This window comes from Leucobacter sp. Psy1 (genome assembly GCF_020096995.1).
Lineage (GTDB): Bacteria > Actinomycetota > Actinomycetes > Actinomycetales > Microbacteriaceae > Leucobacter.
The window spans coordinates 665,784-681,690 of sequence record NZ_CP083692.1; the positions used below are offsets into that span (position 1 = coordinate 665,784).

The following is a 15,907-nucleotide window of genomic DNA, read 5'->3' on the forward strand; positions in this document are numbered from 1 at the left end:
GCTGTTCCGAGGCTAACGGGGTCACCATGGCGCGAGCTGCATGTATCGACACCTGTAGTCAATAACGTGTGGCAAATCATTGCGGAATGGGCTATTATGCATTCCGGGGGGAGTGACACCTACGTGAAACGGAGACACTCGCATGTTGAAACCCCCTCGGGCTGCCCTCGCGGCCGCCCTCGGCGCCGCGCTGGTGGTCGGCGCCCCATTCGCCGCAGGCGCTGCGGCAGCACCACTCGAATTGCAGGAAGAGCAGAAGTTCGGCAGCGGCGCAGCGCGCAGCGGTGGACGAGCCATCGATCTCGTCGGTGACCACGCTGCGGTCACGAACGCCGTGGGCAGCGCGATGGACTTCACGCACCGGACCGAGTCGGGGGTGTGGGAGACGCAGACGGTCGAGGCCCCGCAGGCCGATGCGCAGTTCGGCGAGGCCGTCGTCTTCGACGACGACGCCGGGCGGGCATTTGTGAGTGCACCGCGTGCGCAGAGCGTGCACGTGTACGAGCGCTCAGGTGAGAACGACTGGTCGCTACAGCGCACGCTCGTGGCCCCTGCGAAGCCGGATCGGGTCTCCGACTACGGTTCCGACGACCGGAACTTCGCTGAGGCCCTCGACTTTTCGGACGGCATACTCGCGGTCGGCGTGCCGAACGCCACGGTGGATCGCAAGTCCCACGCCGGGTTCGTTTTCACGGTCGACGTCGACGCGCCGGGGGAGCCGCAGTGGGTCCCGCACATTCCCGAGCGAGTCATCGGGGACAGCATCACGGGGCAGTCCGTCGCTCTTGACGGCGACCGGCTGGCGGTCAGCGCGATTCAGAACCGGGAAGACCACGTCGGAGTGCGCGCAGCTCGCGTCGGCGGGCTCTACCTCTGGGACCTCGCGGGCAACACCGAGCCCCGCTTCCGGAGCATGCCGAAGGAGGACGAGAAAGTGTGCCTGTCGAACGCGGGCTCAGGCGGCACCTTCGGCGTCTCGGTGTCGTTCTTCGGCGAGACGCTGGCGGTCGGGTCGCCCCACGAGATCACCTACACCGCCGACACCGCGGAAGCGGGCTGCACGGGTGGCGCCGTCGCGCGCGGGGAGACAACGCAGGGCGCCGTCTACTTCTTCGACGGCGAGCTAAACCAACTCGGCGGCAAGCTCACCCCGCCGGCGCAGTCGATGAGCTTCGGCTACAGCACCGCCGTTGACGGCTCGACGCTCTACGCGTACTCGGATCATGCGCCGCGGTACACGGGCGAAGTGCACGCCTACGACCTCGACGCGCTCAGCCTCTCGGGCACCGGAGACGAGAACCGGCGACAGCACGTCGATCCCCTGCGCACCTTGACGGCCTCTGACGCGACGCCGAACCAGCTGTTCGGGTACCAGGCGTACGGGCAGGGCCTGCGTGCGGACAGCGGTAGGCTCCTCGTCGGTTCGACGATGACGGGCGCGGCGTACGCGTTCGCGCCGGCCGCGGCACAGCAGCCGATCGCTCTCGCGATCGCCGAGGTACAGGACTCCGAGATCACCCTCGGCGCGTCCGGGGTGGTGCGTGCCCGGGTCACGCCCGGATCCGCGTCGCTCGAGGGTGCGCACGCCATCTTCACCGTCGGAGACACGGGCCTCGCCCCGGTCCCGATCGAGGGGGATCTGGTCGAGGCGGAGATCGCCGCGAACGCCTTCCCCGAGGGCGAGCACGAGGTCACCGTCAGGCTCGTCAACGCATCGGGTCAGGAGCTCGCCGCGGAGACGACGCCGGGCATCCTGACGGTGGTGCCGCGACACGAAGGTCCGGAGGGACCGGGTGGCTTCGAGCCGGACACCCAGGGGGCAGCGCGTGAGGCTCGGGTGGATACGGCAGTCTCCTCGGCATCTTCGGGCACAGCCACCCCAGCGCTGGTGACCGCGTCGCTCCAGAAAGAGAAGTCGGAGGATCGGTCGGCCACGCTCGGAGAGCCAGGGGGCTTCGAACCGGCACCTCCCGTGAGCGGCATTACGCTTCGAGGTGCCTCGCCCGATGCGCAGAGTGCTGCCGAGGAGACGCCGATGATCACCGGAACTCTCTGGGGGCACATCGTTGGTAACCCGTTCCAGCTGGATCGGGGATACATTCCGACCGGCACCGTAGACATCTACTGGGGAGATCAGCACCTGTGTACGAGTGAGGTGGTCCCCTACGACGAGAAGATGTCGCGTTGGCTGTGCCGCGGCGTATCGCTTCCCGCCGGTCAGACCGTGACGCTCAAGGTCGTGTGGTCTGGAGACGATAATTACGATCCGAGCGAGAAGTTTCAGGACTTCGTCATCCCGGATCTTCCTGAGCCGGTGAACCCCGGTACGGAGAACCCGGGAACTGAGAACCCCGGTACGGAGGACCCGGGCACGGAGAACCCTGGTACGGAGAACCCCGGTACGGAAAACCCGGGCACCGAGAACCCGGGCACGGAGAACCCGGGCACGGAGAACCCGGGCACGGAGAACCCGGTTGAGCCGAAGCCGACCGAGCCCACGACGCCCGTGGATCCGACGGAGAAACCGTCGGAAAAACCGGGAGCGACGAAGGCTGCCGAACCACGGCAGAAGCTCGCCCAAACGGGTGGCGGCGCTCCGCTCGCGCTCGGCGCGGTAGCGGTGACGGCGTTGCTCGCGGGCGGCTCCATGCTCGTCCTCCGACGCAGAGCGGCTGCGCAGGAGTAAACCTCTCCAGCGGTGCTCGTCCACAGGTCCCGCCCCCGGGGTCCCGAAGGGCGGGCACCGCTGAAGGTTATACTCGAACACGTAAATATTCAGAAAGGAGTCGCTGTGCTGCACAGCATCGACCGCAGACCCGCGCCGGCGCGCCGGGTGCGAGCGCAGCACTCCGAAGCCCGCTTCCTCCTGCGAACCTTCGTGATCGCGTGCACCCTTGGACTGCTCGCACTCGCTGCCGCGGTCGACGGGCTCCAGGTCTTCCCGGTGCTCCTCGTGCTCTCCGCCATGCCCCTGCTCGGCTGGTGGCTCGTCAACGCGGCTCAGGCGCGCATCCGTACTGCGATCCATGCGGCAGTCAGTGCTGAACGCAAGCGCATCGCAGACGAACTCCACGACTTCGTCGCGCACGACATGGCCGTAGTGGTGGTGCACGCTCAGGTGCTCGCCGTCAGCGCAAATGCGGCAGAAGCGGAGCAGGCCAGGCAAGCGATCTCCCGATCGGCGTCGCGAGCCCTCAACAGTATGCGGCAGACGATCGGCACGGTGCAGCGGGGCGACGGTGTGGTCACCCGTCTGCGTTCGGTCAGCGACGAACTCCAGCAGCTCGGCTATCGCGTGCGCTGCGACATCCGCGCCATCAACGGACTGTCCCCGGCGTCGGCTTCGGCGCTCGAACACGTCGCCAGCGAGAGCGCCACGAACATCATCAAGCACTGCCCGCGGCCAGCCGACGTGCGGCTCTCCGTGAGCGAGGGGGCCGACCATCTCCTCCTCTCCATCTGGAACGGCGGCCCGGACGATGCAGGGCGCACCGGCACGGTCTCCACGCCGCGGATTCCCTCGAGCGGCACCGGACTCCACCGCCTCAGAGAACTCCTCGGCACCGACGGCGGCACGCTGACGGCGGGTCCTTCCGGAGCTGGCTGGGTGGTGACGGCGTCGGTTCCCCGACGTCGGTGATCGACGTTCCGACTACCCTCCGATACCGCCGAACAGGATGGACACCGTCATCGCGACGATCACGGTGTTGAACACGAACGCGAGGATGACGTTCGTCCGTATGATCCTCCACGCAGCACGCGACGCGATCCGGCCGGGCACCGCCACCGCCATCGTCGCGACCATGATCGCGAAAGTGAGATAGTCCGAGAACTGCGGCTCCTCATCGAAGTCGAAATCGATGTGCGGGCGCACCGACGCCCCGATCGGATTCGTGCGCTCCTGAGCGAGATCCAGGTGAAGGTAGTCGAGCGCGAACGCATAGACCATCATCGCCCAGGAGCACGCGACCGTGACCAGCCCCAACACCACGACCAGTGCACTCGTCTTCAACCCGGGCGTCACCGCGATCGCCACTGTCACCCCGACTGCGAAGAGGGCGGCACTGATCGTCCAGTCGGCCGGGCCGCCGAACCCGAGTGCGATGAAGTACCACCTGCGTTTGGATGAGGCTTCGCGCACGGAGACGCTGCGGAGCTCCTCGCGTGAGCGTCGACTGTAGGCAACGTGGGTCCAGGCGACGTAGGTGATGCTGAAGATCGGCCAGAAGATCAGGTAGTACAGGACGACCTGGTTGACACGATCCTCCGGGATCCCGCTCCCGAAGATGGCGATCGTCAGGAAGATGATGACCCCGCCCAGGCCGCCGATGACTCCGCTCCAGTTCGCCCGCCACCCGGTGCTGCGGAGGGGGCGGAGTCGAGACTCGGTCGCGGGTTCCGTCATCGGTGCCACCGTGCTTTCTCGACAGGGGTGCTGGGCGTTCAGCGTCCTCCGAGTGTAACGGGGTGCGCTGCCATGCCCGTCGGTTCCCGAGTGGCGGACCGCGCTGCGGTGCAGAGGAGTTCCCCGGCGAGGTGGTCCGCGCGGCGGAGTGGCAATGCGTTGATGCCCGGGCGGGTGAACGCGCCGGCCTGGATCTCCGACGTGAAGGGGCCGATGGCGAATCGGCGATCCGAACCGCCGATCCTGCCCTGTTCGACGACGACGGAACCGCTGCCGGGGAGTTCGGCGACCTGGTCGGTCGCCAGAAGTTGCCGGAGCAGGGGGTTGTCGCTGTCCGTCGCCTGTGCGGCGGGAAGCCAGGCGTCGATCAGGATCCGACTCTGCACGCTCGTCGTGCGCTCCCCCTGATCGGTGAGGGCCGTTCCCCTCGCGACGAAGACTCCGTGATCCTCCACGGCTTCGAGCCGGAGCTCGCCACCGAGGAAGTGCACGATGCCCGCATCGGAGAGTGCGATGAGCTCGCGCAGGCGGTCCCCGGGAGGCCCGCTGGCGACGTAGCTGAAGTACGTGTGCCACGCACGGGGGAGGGAGTGGATACGGCTGCGGTCGTTCCAACGCTCGAGCGGGATATCGCTCACGGCGATGTGGGATCTGAGGAGCGTGAGGAACAGCGCCTGCGTCGCGCTGTGCTCCTGCCGCGTCCGCTGCCTGAGGTCCTGCTCGATGTGCGCGTGCACCCGCTCATGCACGGACTCGCCAGCGCCCGGTACGGTGAGGGGCCGATCGAACGCCTCGAGCTCAAGTCGGTCGTCCGGGTGCGGAACCGTGTGCTCGATGAGCTGAATGAGTGCGCGCGACCGGTATCCGTCGTCCTCGGCGAGGATACGGCGGAGGCGGGGCGCGAACCACGACCAGTCGGCCGACACGCGTTCCGGGTGGCCGGTGAAGAGTTCGCGGTAGTACCCCGTGAGCATTTCGGAAGCGATGAGCGGCCAGACGTCCCGCTCGAAATCGAGCGGGTGCGGTGACCGGAGGAGTCGCTCGCGCCCTTCGGGGTGCAAGTACTCGAGTTCGACGGGATCCCCGACCGGTCGGCTGGTGATCTTCGACCGGTAGGGTACGCCCCGGCGGGAGCCGAGGTGCAGACGCGGCTCGCGACCACTGGGGTGGTAGCGCAGTGATCCGTCCGCCTGCTCGAGGAAGCGACCGCCCCTGCCCTCGGTGAGGAGTACGGTCAGGTCGACCGCGGCGAGGCCCATCCCGCGGACGATCACGTCTTCTCCCGCGGCCAGCCAGTCGAGATCGATGTCCGCGGTGAACGCGGGAGCGACGTACGAGAGACCGTGTCGACCGGCGAAGCTCGCGAGGTGCGTCGACTCGGCCGAGGGGGCCGAGCCGTTGTGCCCGAGCGCGTAGAGCACGATGTCCGCGTGCAGGGTGCGGCCCGATGCCAGCCGCACGGTCGTCGCCGCGTCGCCGGATACGACGCCGTCGATGGGGTCCGGATCCACCGCGATCGCGACGTCCTCGTGCCACCGCACCGTCACCTCCGGTCGTGCGCGGCGCGCGGCATCGCGGTAGACCCAGCTGAGGTAGGCGTTCCCGAGCCGACGCGTCGGGAATGCGCGGTCGTCCGGGTCGTCGATCTCGGCGTCGAGGATCGCGTCGCTCCAGTCGGGTTTCGCGATCTCGCCCCGACGCACGGCGCTCACCCAGTCCGCGAGCGTGGGACCCGGCACCACGGGCCCGTCGATGACGCAGGAGTCGTCCGTGAACATCGTCACGTCCTCCCGCATCGAGTTGAGCTTCAGAAGTGGCGACTGCGCTCGCCGCCAGATGCGTCCCCCTCCGGGTTCGTGAGGGTCGACGAGGTGGTACTCGACCTCCAGCTCCGGGGTATCGCGAGCGTGGCGGGCGATGAATCGCTCGAGCACCAGGATCGCCGCGGGTCCGGCCCCGATGCTCACCACCCGGATCACGGGGTATCGCCGCCCAGCGGCTTTCCGAAGCCGTGCACGCCGAAGCCTCGTGAGCCGCGCTGCACGTCGTCCTCCGGCGTGTACAGGTGGGTGTATCCGGCACTCCGGTAGAGCGCGACGGCCTCGGGTTGCCGCGGGCCGGTCGTCAGGAAGACGTCCGAATAGCCGAGTGCGCGTGCCCGTGCTTCGAGCTCGACGAGCACTCGTTTGCCGAGGCCGCGGCCGCGATGGTCGGTGCGGGTCCAGATGCGCTTGAATTCGGCGGTGCGGTCGTCGTAGCGCATGAAGGCACCACCCGCGACGACCTGGCCGTCGTCGATGAGCACGACGAACGCGCCCACCGGTGCGAGGAAGAGTTCAGCGGGATAGCGGTTCATCTCGGTGGAGGCTGAGTCGCCCCCGACGGTGCCGTAACGGGTGTCGTACTCGCGCTCGAGGTCGTGGAGGAGCGGTGCTGCGATCGGGTCGCGGGGGTCGACGATGCGGAACTCGCCGCGGGGGAGTGCCACTGAATCCGGCGAGGGGGACCGGGCCGGCTCCTGCGCGTCCAGGTAACCTTGGGTAATGGCTGACATGACTCCAGGTTATGGATGATTTGTCCCTGCGGGCGACCTGCATGACAAAGAATGACGGCAGTATCGCCAGGGTCCCGGGTTACGTTTTCTTGCAGTCGACCTTGCGGGTGTCGGCGGGTTTCCCAATAACCTCTCCGTATGTCTCCCATAACCACACCCAATGCTCCGGCGGTTGATCAGACCCGCGACGCCGCCGCGGCGACCCGCGGCGTGCCGCTGGATGTCGTCCCCCTGAAGCACTGGACGCGCTGGATCATCAGCGCGATCGCGATCTTCCTGGTCGCCCAGCTCGTCTGGACCTTCTTCACGAATGAGCAGTGGCGCTGGAACATCTTCGCCGAGTACTTCTTCGACCCTGCGGTACTCCGTGGACTCTGGCTCACCCTGTGGCTCACCGCGGCCTCCGCCATCATCGGGTTCGTGCTCGGGGCGCTGCTCGCGCTCGCGCGGCTCTCAGGCTCGCCGCTGCTGAGTTCGTTCGCGTGGAGCTTCACCTGGTTCTTCCGCTCGGTTCCACTGATCGTGCAGCTCGTGATCTGGTACAACCTCGGGTATCTGTTCCCGACTCTCGGACTCGGCTGGCCCTTCACCTACGACTTCTGGATCGTCGAGTTCGATCCCGTCAGGCTCATCTCCTCGACCGTCGCGGCGATCCTCGGGCTTTCGCTCCACCAGGCGGCCTACTCCGCCGAGATCATCCGCGGCGGCCTGCTCTCAGTCGATCAGGGGCAGCTCGAGGCGGCGAAGGCGCTCGGCATTCCGAGAGGGCGTCGGTTCTTCCGCATCGTGCTTCCGCAGGCTGCGCGGGCGATCCTGCCCAACGCCTTCAACGAGGTCATCGGACTCCTGAAGGGAACGTCTGTGGCGTTCATCGTCGCGCTGCCCGAACTCTTCTACACCGTCCAGGTGATCTACAACCGCAACAGCCAGGTGATCCCGCTGCTGCTCGTCGCCGCGGTCTGGTACACGATCTTCACGACGATCCTGAGTATCGGTCAGTACTACCTCGAGCGCTACTACGCTCGCGGCACGGCCCGCGAACTGCCCCCGACTCCGCTGCAGCGTGCCCGTCGAGCGATCGGCCGACTGCGCGGCAGCCGAGACACCCCACCGACCGCGCAGACTCCGGAGTCCGTCATCGCGGCGCTGAACGCCGAACAGCGCTGATCCCATCTGCTCACCCCGTCCCCAGGAGAACGCCATGACCACCACCGCTCCGCCCCAGGCGCCCCGGAAGACCATCCCGCCCGTCACCGAGAAGACCGCTGGACTCGTCGAGATCAGCGGGGTGCACAAGTCCTACGGCGCCCACGAAGTGCTCCACGACATCTCGCTCACCGTGCAACCGGGCGAGGTCGTCGCGCTGCTCGGCCGGTCGGGTTCGGGCAAGTCCACCCTGCTGCGCGCCATCAATCATCTCGAGACCATCGATGCCGGGTCCATCACGATCGACGGCGACCACATCGGATACGAGCGTCGCGGCGAACGGCTCTACGAACTCCGCGAGAAGGACGTGCTGCAGCGGCGCACTCGCGTCGGCATGGTGTTCCAGAACTTCAACCTCTTCCCGCACCTCACGGCGCTCGAGAACATCGTCGAGGCGCCACTGGCGCTGAAGCGCGCGACCAAGGCGGAAGCCGAAGCGCAGGCGCGGACCCTGCTGGCCCGAGTCGGACTCTCTGACCGTGCCGGTCACTACCCGCGGCAGCTGTCCGGTGGACAGCAGCAGCGCGTCGCGATCGCCCGCGCGCTCGCACTGGAACCCGATGTTCTGCTGTTCGACGAGCCCACTTCGGCGCTCGACCCCGAACTGGTGGGCGAGGTGCTGAGCGTCATCAAGGATCTCGCACACAGCGGCCGCACGCTCATCATCGTCACCCACGAGGTCGGCTTCGCTGCCGAGGTCTCAGACCACGTCGTCTTCCTCGACGCCGGCCGCATCATCGAGCAGGGCACCCCCGATCGCGTCCTGCGCGCGCCGGAACAGGCCCGTACCCAAGAATTCCTCGACTGGGTCATCTGACCCGACACCCTCCTCACATAGACAGGACCGATCACCCATGCACACTCCCACTCGCACGTCCGGACCCCGGGCGTCGCGACTCATCGTCGCCTCGCTCGCAGCACTCGCGATCGTCGGCCTCACCGCCTGCAGCTCGGCCTCGAGCGCGACACCCGGCGAGACCTCCGAGCCCGCCGCGAACGAGTCCCCGTTCGATCTGACCTCGGCGAACGTCGAGGACCGCGTGCGCATCGATCCGGTGCCCGAAGCGGTGGAGGCGCTCGAGGAGAGTGGTTTCGCCCCGGTCCAGGACGGGAAGCTCACCGTCGCCCACTCGGCTTACGAGCCGCCGCTCGGATTCCTCGCCGAAGATGACAACCGCACGCTGCTCGGCGTCGAACCCGACATCGCGCAGCTCGTCGCTGACGGACTCGGCCTCGAGTACGCCCCCGAGAACGTCGCCTGGGCCGACTGGCCGCTCGGCGTGGAATCGGGCAAGTACGACGCCGTCGTCTCGAACGTCACCGTGACCGAGGAGCGGAAAGACATCTTCGACTTCGCCGTGCACCGCAACGACGTCATCGCGTTCGCCGTGCAGGCCGACAGCGAGATCGACGCGATCGACGGGCCCGAGGACGTCGCCGGTCTGAAGGTTGCCGTGGGCAGTGGAACCAACCAGGAGAAGATCCTGCTCGACTGGTTCGCCGAGAATGAGAAGAACGGCCTCGAGCCCGGCGAGCCCGTCTACTTCGAGGACAACGCCGCAGCAAATCTCGCGCTCGCCTCAGGCCGGATCGATGCGACCTTCGGCCCGAACCCCACGGCGGCCTACCGGGTCGCGACGACGGGAGAGTCGAAGATCGTCGGCTCCCTCAACGGCGGGTTCCCCGAGAACGCGCAGATCGGCGTCACGACGGCGAAGGGCAACGGACTCGTCGACCCCGTCGCCATCGTGTTGAACCATGCCATCGAGAGCGGCGACTACGCGAAGGTCCTCGAACGCTGGGAGCTGGAGGACGAGAGCGTCGACGAGGCCCTCGTGAACCCGCCGGGCCGGCCGCGCGAAGACTGACCGGAACCATCGGGAGGGTCCTCGTCCACGCACGGACGAGGACCCTCCCTGCCGCACCCACACCAGGAGACCACCCATGGCCCAGACCTCACTGCTCACCTCGCGCTCGTCGCGCACCCGCCGCCTGGCGGCCCTCAGCGCCGGGATCGGGGCGCTCTCGCTCGTTCTCACCGGATGCGGATCCGCTGCGACGGGTCCCGGCGCCCCGACGACCGAATCGGCGGGCGAGTCGCCGTTCGACCTCTCCACGGCGAATCTTGACGGACGCCCCCACATCGAACCCGTTCCGGAGGCCGTGGAAGCTCTCGAGGAGAGCGGCTTCACCCCGACGCAGGAGGGGCAGTTGACCGTCGCGCACAACGGGGCGGGGGAGCCGCCCATCTCGTTCTTCGCCGAGGACGACAACCGGACGATCCTCGGGAGCGACGCCGATATGGCCTCCCTCGTGGCGGAGGGCCTCGGACTCGAGTACGCGCCGCAGAACGTCGCCTGGGCCGACTGGCCGCTCGGAGTCGAGTCGGGGAAGTACGACCTCGTGCTCTCGAACGTCGGGGTCACGGAGGAGCGCAAGGAGATCTTCGACTTCGCGACGTATCGCGATGCCGTGATGGGCTTCGTCGTGGCGGCCGACAGCGAGATCGAGGCCGTCGACGAGGCCGCCGATATCTCAGGGCTCCGCGTGATCGTCGGGAGCGGCACGAACCAGGAGCAGTACCTGCTCGACTGGATCGCCGAGAACGAGGAGGCCGGCATCGACCCGGGAGAACCCGTCTACTACGAGGACAGCGCCGCAGGACTTCTGGCGTTGAAGTCGGGGCGTGCGGACGCGTTCATCATGCCGTACCCGCAGGCCGCGTTCCAGACCGAGCTGCTCGGTGAGACGAAGGTCGTCGGCAAGTTCAACAGCGCCTACCCCGTCGACGGGCAGGTCGGCGTCGCGACGGCGAAGGGGAACGGTCTCGCCGAACCCGTGTCGATCGTGATCGACCACCTCATCGAGACCGGCGTGTACGACGAGGTGCTCGCGCGCTGGGGCGAAGAAGAGGAAGCGGTGTCGGAATCGCTGATCAATCCGCCCGGCCTCCCGAAGCCGTAACCGACGATGCGGTCGCCGCGTTCGAGGTGTGGTCGGGGTCCGACCGGCTGCACATCGGTTCGCGCAGTGCACATCCGATAGCGCACTTTTCGATGTGCACGGCGCGAACCGATGTGTTCCTCGTGGTGAACCGATCGCGGACCGAGCATGGCGCACCGGCGCTTTGGTGAGGCCCCGCGGAAAACCCATAGATCTGAGGGGTGCACAATCCCATCCGAACGGCGACGCTCGAAGACATCCCCGGAGCAGCTGCGACACTGGCTGAGGCCTTCGACGACTATCCGTGGACGCGCTGGAGCCTCTCGGCTGCAGATTACTCGGTTCGGCTTCGCGGTCGCTCACCGCACGCAGATCGTCGACGGGCCGATGGTCACCACCATGGGCGTCGAGCTCGAGTTCGGGATCACGCGCGAGGCGGACGAGTCGCCCGCCCCGCGCGCCCGCTAGGCGACCGCGAGGTCGAGCGATGCCGGCGGTTGGGGTGCCGGCAGCCCCAGGACCGAGCGCAGGGTCGGTCGCGGGTTCGCGGGTGACTCGTATGCCGTCCGATACACGCCGCGCTCCTGCAGAATCGGAACGACGCGATCGACGAAGACGTCGAGACCCGTCGGAACGAGGTGCGGCACGAGTACGAAGCCGTCCGAGGCGCGTCCCTGCACGTATCGGTTGATCTCATCCGCGACCGTCTCCGCAGAGCCGACGAACGTGTGCTGGGCCGTCTCGGCGATCACCACTTCGCGTGCCGACAGACCCTCGGCTTCTGCGCGCTCGCGCAGGCGGGCGGCGTGCGCGCGGCGGTCGATCGCCGTGGATGTCTGCCCCTGGCGGAGCACCGTCTCTTCGGGCTCGTCCGCCGGCAGCGGGCCGTCGAGATCGATGTCGGAGAGGTCTCTGCCCCAGATCGCTTCCAGCCACGCGAGCGCCGTCTGCGGGCTGATCTGGGCGTGCGCCACCTCGCGGGAGAGGTCACGGGCCTCGGCGTCCGTGTCGCCGACGATGAACGTCGCACCCGGCATGATGAGCAGTGAGTCGCTGCTCCGTCCCGCTGCGGCGAGCCGCTCCTGCACGTCGGCATAGAACGCGCGTCCCTCTGCGTACTCGCTGTGCCGGGTGAAGATCACCTCTGCGTTCGCCGCCGCGAAGTCCCGCCCGGCCGGCGAGTCCCCGGCCTGCACGATCACCGGGTACCCCTGCGGGCTTCGGGGCACCGTCGGGGTCGTATCGACGGCGAAGTGCTTGCCCTGATGCGCGACCCGCGCGATCCGATCCGGGTCGGCGAATCTCCCGCGCCTGGCGTCCGCGACGAGCGCGTCGTCCGCCCAGGAATCCCAGAGATGCTTCGCGACCCGCACGAACTCCTCGGCCCGTTCGTAGCGCTCCGGGTAGGGAAGGTATCCGCCTCGCCGGAAGTTGCCGCCGTGGAACGCGTCCGATGAGGTGACGACGTTCCACCCCACGCGTCCGCCGGAGAGATGGTCGATCGAGGCGAGCTGCCTGGCGAGTTCGACGGGCTCGTTGAAGGTACTGCTCAGCGTGCCGACGACGCCGATGCGCTCGGTCACCGCCGCCATCGCCGTGATGATGGCGAGTGTCGCCGGTCGGCCGGCCACGTCGAGGTCGTGGATCTTCCCGGCGTGCTCCCGCACGCGCAGTCCCTCGGCGAGGAAGACGTAGTCGAACAGCCCGCGTTCCGCCGTTTGCGCGAAGTGCCGGAACGATGCGAAGTCGATCTGACTGCCCGCGGCGGGGTCACTCCACACTGTCGTGCTGTTCACGCCGGGGAAGTGGGCGACGAGATGGATCTGGCGCTGCGCGCCGTCTGCTGCGGTCATGCGTTGACCTCCTGAGAGTCGCGGGTCTGAACGTCCTGATCATCGCCTGCGCTGGGCTCCGATGCCGCGGCGAACCGGTGGGGTGCCGCGGCGAGACCGAGCCGCTGGCGGAGCGTGCGAGCGGGAGTTTCGACTCCTGACCTGGGAGCCGAAGCGGTGAGTCCGCGATGCCGCAGCTCGGGCAGCAGTGCCTCCGCGACCCACTCGAGGTCGCGGGGCAGCCGGGCGGGGCGAAGACGCACCCCGTCGGCCCCGGCGCGCTGGGCAGCGGCCACCTGATCCGCGAGTTCCGCCGGCCCTCGGGAGACGCCACGCTCCCCGCCGACCTCGAAGTCGACGACGATCCGCAACGGTTCGAGACCGCGCTCCTCGCGTGGGGCGGCAGCGGCAGCGGCATGGACCGCGCCGATGCGCTCGAGCGATGAGGCGAGCGTGTCCGCGGGCGGAATGAAGACGACATCGGCGACTCGGATCGCGAGTGCCTCGGTCTCGGCGGTCTCAGCGAGGAGGGTGACCGGCAGCTGGCCCTGGGGCGAACGCGGCACGATCGACGGGCCGGCGATCGAGAAGAGGTCGCCGACGAAATTGACGTGGTGCAACCGGTCCCGGTCGAGGAATCGTCCGGTGGAGGTATCGCGGATCACCGCGTCATCCTCCCAGCTGTCCCAGAGTGCGCGCGCCACCTCCGCGACGTCCTCCGCTTCCCCGAGGAGCGCCTCCGGGGTCAGCGTCTCGGCTGATCGTCGCCCGAAGGCCGCCGCATCGGCGGGCGCCGGGGAGATGCGGAGCTGCCATCCGGCCCGGCCCAGGCTCACATGATCGAGCGTCTGCAGTGCCGTGGCGACGTGGAAGGGCTCGGTGTGGGTGACGGTGACGACCGGCACGACCCCGATCTGGTCGGTACGTGCGGCGACGGCCGTGAGCGTGAGGAGTGCATCGAGCCTGCCCTGCAGTGAGTCTGATCGAGCCGGATCGCCGACCTCGGAGGCACCCTGCAGGTGGAGGTCGTCCTCGAGGGTGACGTAGTCGATGCCCGCGAGTTCCGCGGTGCGGACGAGATCGGTCCAGTAGTCGGCGGTGAAGACCGCTGCGGGATCGGGGAGTTCGCGCCATGCGTCCGGGTCCCAACCCGCTCCGTCGAGCGCGACGCCGACCGTTAATACGGCGTCATGAAGTTTCGCAATATCTGACATGCCCATAGGTTATGGATATGGCCCGCAGCAGCGCGAGGTCTGTGACGCAGCATGACAGGAGCTTCCATGGGATTCACGCAGTCCGCCCTCGCCGCGCAGCCGGGGGTCTTCGACCCGCGCGAGTACCGGGACGTGATGGGTGCGTTCCCGTCGGGCGTGACTGTCGTCGCGACCCACGGCCCCGACGGTCCGGTCGGGTTCACCTGCCAGTCCTTTGCGAGCGTTTCGCTTGACCCGCCCCTCGTGTCCATCTCGGTCACCCGGACGTCGCGCAGCATCTCGGCGGTTCGCGGGCACGGGCGCGTGGTCGTCAACGTGCTCAGCGCCGATCAGCGCCACCTGAGTGCGCAGTTCGCGCGATCCGGCACCGACAAGTGGGCGGGGGTCTCATGGGAACCAGACGAGACCAACGGGGCGCCCCGCCTCCACGGCGTCACCAGCTGGGTGGCCGGCGAGATCGAGCGGGAGATCGAAGCGGGGGACCACGTCATCTTCCTCATCCGCGTCACCGGCATCGGCGCGCACGCCGACCGAGAACCGCTCGTGTTCCTCCGCAGCGTCTACCGGGAGCTCACAGGAGGTGACCGCCTCCCGTGATCTTCATGCGGTTCACGAGTCCCTTCACGTCCTGAGCTCGGCTCTTCGACGTCACGAGCAGGACATCAGCCGTGTCCACCACGACCATGTCGTCGACGCCGACGAGCGCCACCAGTCGATCGCTCTCCGAGACGACGATGCCGCTCGACGCATCCGAGAGCACCTGCGCCCCGTCGCCCAGCACTGCCAGGTCGCTCGTGCGGCCGCGGGTCAGGAGATTCGCCACTGACGCGAAGTCCCCGACGTCGTCCCACTCGAAGTGCGCCGCGACGCAGACCATGCGTCCAGCCGCAGCGGCGGGCTCGGCGACGGTGTAGTCGATCGCGATCTTCGGCAGCGTCGGCCACAGACGCTCCCGCACCTGCGCGCCCCGCTCGGTGTGCCACGCCGCCGCGATCTCGCGCAGGGCCGCCACCATCTCGGGCTGCGACTCCGCCATCTGCTCGAGCAGCACCGTCGCCTTCGCGATGAACATGCCGGCGTTCCAGAGATACTTGCCGCTCTCCAGGTAGCGCGCGGCGGTGGCTTCGTCCGGCTTCTCGACGAACTCCGACACATCGTGCACGTCGAACGGTGCGATGTCGTCTCTCGCCGCGCCGCAGGCGATGTAGCCGAAAGCCGTCGACGGGTGACCGGGGTGAATGCCGATCGTGGCGATCAGCCCGCGATCCGCCGCCTGCACGGCGGTTTTCACAGCGCGCTGGAAGAGCACCTCGCCGCGAATGACGTGGTCGGCGGCGAACGAGCCGAGAATCGCATCGGGATCCCGCAGCTCGAGCAGCGCCGCGGCGAGACCGATCGCGGCCGACGAATCCTTCGGTTCGCTTTCGGTGACCAGGTTCTCCTCGAGCAGCTCGGGGAGCTGACGCGTCACCGAGGATCGGTGCGCTGCGCCGGTCACGACCATGACGCGGTCAGCGGGTGCGAGCGGAGCGAGCCGCATCCAGGTCGCACGGAGCAGCGAATCACCGCTCCCCGTGAGGTCGAGCAGGAACTTCGGGGCGTTCGCGCGCGAGAGCGGCCACAAACGCGAACCCACCCCGCCAGCCGGGATCACACAGGTGAGGCGATCCATGGCGGACGGGGTGGGATGTCCGTTCCGTTCGGTGCTGCTCGGCGCATCATTCATGAGACCGAGTGTACCGAGCGTTGGGGG

At 68.1% G+C, this 15,907-nt stretch carries 13 protein-coding genes; 7 read left to right on the plus strand and 6 right to left on the minus strand.

Annotated elements, in window-relative coordinates; all coding sequences use genetic code 11:
• Positions 1 to 142 precede the first annotated feature (142 nt).
• On the plus strand, positions 143 to 2,686 hold the full coding sequence (locus K8P10_RS03085) for a hypothetical protein (RefSeq protein ID WP_224780339.1): 2,544 nt from the start codon (positions 143 to 145) through the stop codon (positions 2,684 to 2,686).
• 105 nt (positions 2,687 to 2,791) lie between these two features.
• A complete protein-coding gene (locus tag K8P10_RS03090; protein ID WP_224780340.1) occupies positions 2,792 to 3,640 on the plus strand; it encodes a sensor histidine kinase in 849 nt (282 codons plus the stop codon).
• 12 nt (positions 3,641 to 3,652) lie between these two features.
• Here K8P10_RS03090 and K8P10_RS03095 read toward each other — a convergent pair whose 3' ends face one another.
• From K8P10_RS03095 to K8P10_RS03105, 3 genes are read right to left on the minus strand one after another with little or no spacing between them, the layout of a single operon-like run.
• On the minus strand, positions 3,653 to 4,405 hold the full coding sequence (locus tag K8P10_RS03095) for a DUF1345 domain-containing protein (RefSeq protein WP_224780341.1): 753 nt from the start codon (positions 4,403 to 4,405) through the stop codon (positions 3,653 to 3,655).
• Positions 4,406 to 4,443: 38 nt separating this feature from the next.
• Positions 4,444 to 6,384 carry an FAD/NAD(P)-binding domain-containing protein gene (locus K8P10_RS03100; protein ID WP_224780342.1) on the minus strand — a complete coding sequence of 647 codons (1,941 nt, stop codon included), beginning with the start codon at positions 6,382 to 6,384 and terminating at the stop codon, positions 4,444 to 4,446.
• Complete coding sequence (locus K8P10_RS03105; protein ID WP_224780343.1) at positions 6,381 to 6,959, minus strand: GNAT family N-acetyltransferase; 579 nt, start codon at positions 6,957 to 6,959, stop codon at positions 6,381 to 6,383. Before K8P10_RS03105 ends, K8P10_RS03100 begins: the two co-directional genes overlap by 4 nt.
• Positions 6,960 to 7,097: 138 nt before the next feature.
• On the opposite strand from K8P10_RS03105, the gene K8P10_RS03110 reads away from it, so the two are divergent.
• The 4 genes from K8P10_RS03110 to K8P10_RS03125 all read left to right on the plus strand — a co-directional run bounded on the left by K8P10_RS03110 (position 7,098) and on the right by K8P10_RS03125 (position 11,129).
• A complete protein-coding gene (locus K8P10_RS03110; protein ID WP_224780344.1) occupies positions 7,098 to 8,126 on the plus strand; it encodes an amino acid ABC transporter permease in 1,029 nt (342 codons plus the stop codon).
• 34 nt (positions 8,127 to 8,160) lie between these two features.
• Entirely contained in the window at positions 8,161 to 8,982 is an 822-nt protein-coding gene (locus K8P10_RS03115) for an amino acid ABC transporter ATP-binding protein (protein WP_224780345.1), read from the plus strand.
• A 37-nt stretch (positions 8,983 to 9,019) separates the two neighbouring features.
• On the plus strand, positions 9,020 to 10,033 hold the full coding sequence (locus K8P10_RS03120) for an ABC transporter substrate-binding protein (protein WP_224780346.1): 1,014 nt from the start codon (positions 9,020 to 9,022) through the stop codon (positions 10,031 to 10,033).
• Between the two features lie 76 nt (positions 10,034 to 10,109).
• Positions 10,110 to 11,129, plus strand: coding sequence for an ABC transporter substrate-binding protein (locus K8P10_RS03125; RefSeq protein ID WP_224780347.1), 1,020 nt, complete (start codon positions 10,110 to 10,112; stop codon positions 11,127 to 11,129).
• 443 nt (positions 11,130 to 11,572) lie between these two features.
• On the opposite strand, the gene K8P10_RS03130 is transcribed toward K8P10_RS03125, so the two are convergent.
• Both K8P10_RS03130 and K8P10_RS03135 read right to left on the minus strand, forming a co-directional pair.
• The gene (locus tag K8P10_RS03130; RefSeq protein ID WP_224780348.1) at positions 11,573 to 12,961 is read right to left on the minus strand and encodes an NtaA/DmoA family FMN-dependent monooxygenase; all 1,389 of its coding nucleotides are present in this window, start codon (positions 12,959 to 12,961) and stop codon (positions 11,573 to 11,575) included.
• Positions 12,958 to 14,154 carry an LLM class flavin-dependent oxidoreductase gene (locus K8P10_RS03135; RefSeq protein ID WP_224780349.1) on the minus strand — a complete coding sequence of 399 codons (1,197 nt, stop codon included), beginning with the start codon at positions 14,152 to 14,154 and terminating at the stop codon, positions 12,958 to 12,960. The genes K8P10_RS03130 and K8P10_RS03135 overlap by 4 nt, the downstream gene beginning before the upstream one ends.
• Positions 14,155 to 14,220: 66 nt before the next feature.
• On the opposite strand from K8P10_RS03135, the gene K8P10_RS03140 reads away from it, so the two are divergent.
• A complete protein-coding gene (locus tag K8P10_RS03140; RefSeq protein ID WP_224780350.1) occupies positions 14,221 to 14,751 on the plus strand; it encodes a flavin reductase family protein in 531 nt (176 codons plus the stop codon).
• Here the strand turns inward: K8P10_RS03140 and K8P10_RS03145 are convergent.
• Positions 14,726 to 15,880, minus strand: coding sequence for a mannose-1-phosphate guanylyltransferase (locus tag K8P10_RS03145; RefSeq protein WP_224780351.1), 1,155 nt, complete (start codon positions 15,878 to 15,880; stop codon positions 14,726 to 14,728). The two genes, K8P10_RS03140 and K8P10_RS03145, sit on opposite strands and share 26 nt — an antisense overlap.
• Positions 15,881 to 15,907 lie beyond the last annotated feature (27 nt).

Excerpts from the sequence above, each read along its gene's own strand:
- K8P10_RS03130 (WP_224780348.1), bottom strand. The coding sequence starts at position 12,961 with ATGACCGCAGCAGACGGCGCGCAGCGCCAGATCCATCTCGTCGCCCAC.
- K8P10_RS03125 (WP_224780347.1), top strand. The coding sequence starts at position 10,110 with ATGGCCCAGACCTCACTGCTCACCTCGCGCTCGTCGCGCACCCGCCGC.
- K8P10_RS03135 (WP_224780349.1), bottom strand. The coding sequence starts at position 14,154 with ATGTCAGATATTGCGAAACTTCATGACGCCGTATTAACGGTCGGCGTC.
- K8P10_RS03085 (WP_224780339.1), top strand. The coding sequence starts at position 143 with ATGTTGAAACCCCCTCGGGCTGCCCTCGCGGCCGCCCTCGGCGCCGCG.
- K8P10_RS03110 (WP_224780344.1), top strand. The coding sequence starts at position 7,098 with ATGTCTCCCATAACCACACCCAATGCTCCGGCGGTTGATCAGACCCGC.
- K8P10_RS03115 (WP_224780345.1), top strand. The coding sequence starts at position 8,161 with ATGACCACCACCGCTCCGCCCCAGGCGCCCCGGAAGACCATCCCGCCC.
- K8P10_RS03145 (WP_224780351.1), bottom strand. The coding sequence starts at position 15,880 with ATGAATGATGCGCCGAGCAGCACCGAACGGAACGGACATCCCACCCCG.
- K8P10_RS03120 (WP_224780346.1), top strand. The coding sequence starts at position 9,020 with ATGCACACTCCCACTCGCACGTCCGGACCCCGGGCGTCGCGACTCATC.
- K8P10_RS03095 (WP_224780341.1), bottom strand. The coding sequence starts at position 4,405 with ATGACGGAACCCGCGACCGAGTCTCGACTCCGCCCCCTCCGCAGCACC.
- K8P10_RS03105 (WP_224780343.1), bottom strand. The coding sequence starts at position 6,959 with ATGTCAGCCATTACCCAAGGTTACCTGGACGCGCAGGAGCCGGCCCGG.
- K8P10_RS03140 (WP_224780350.1), top strand. The coding sequence starts at position 14,221 with ATGGGATTCACGCAGTCCGCCCTCGCCGCGCAGCCGGGGGTCTTCGAC.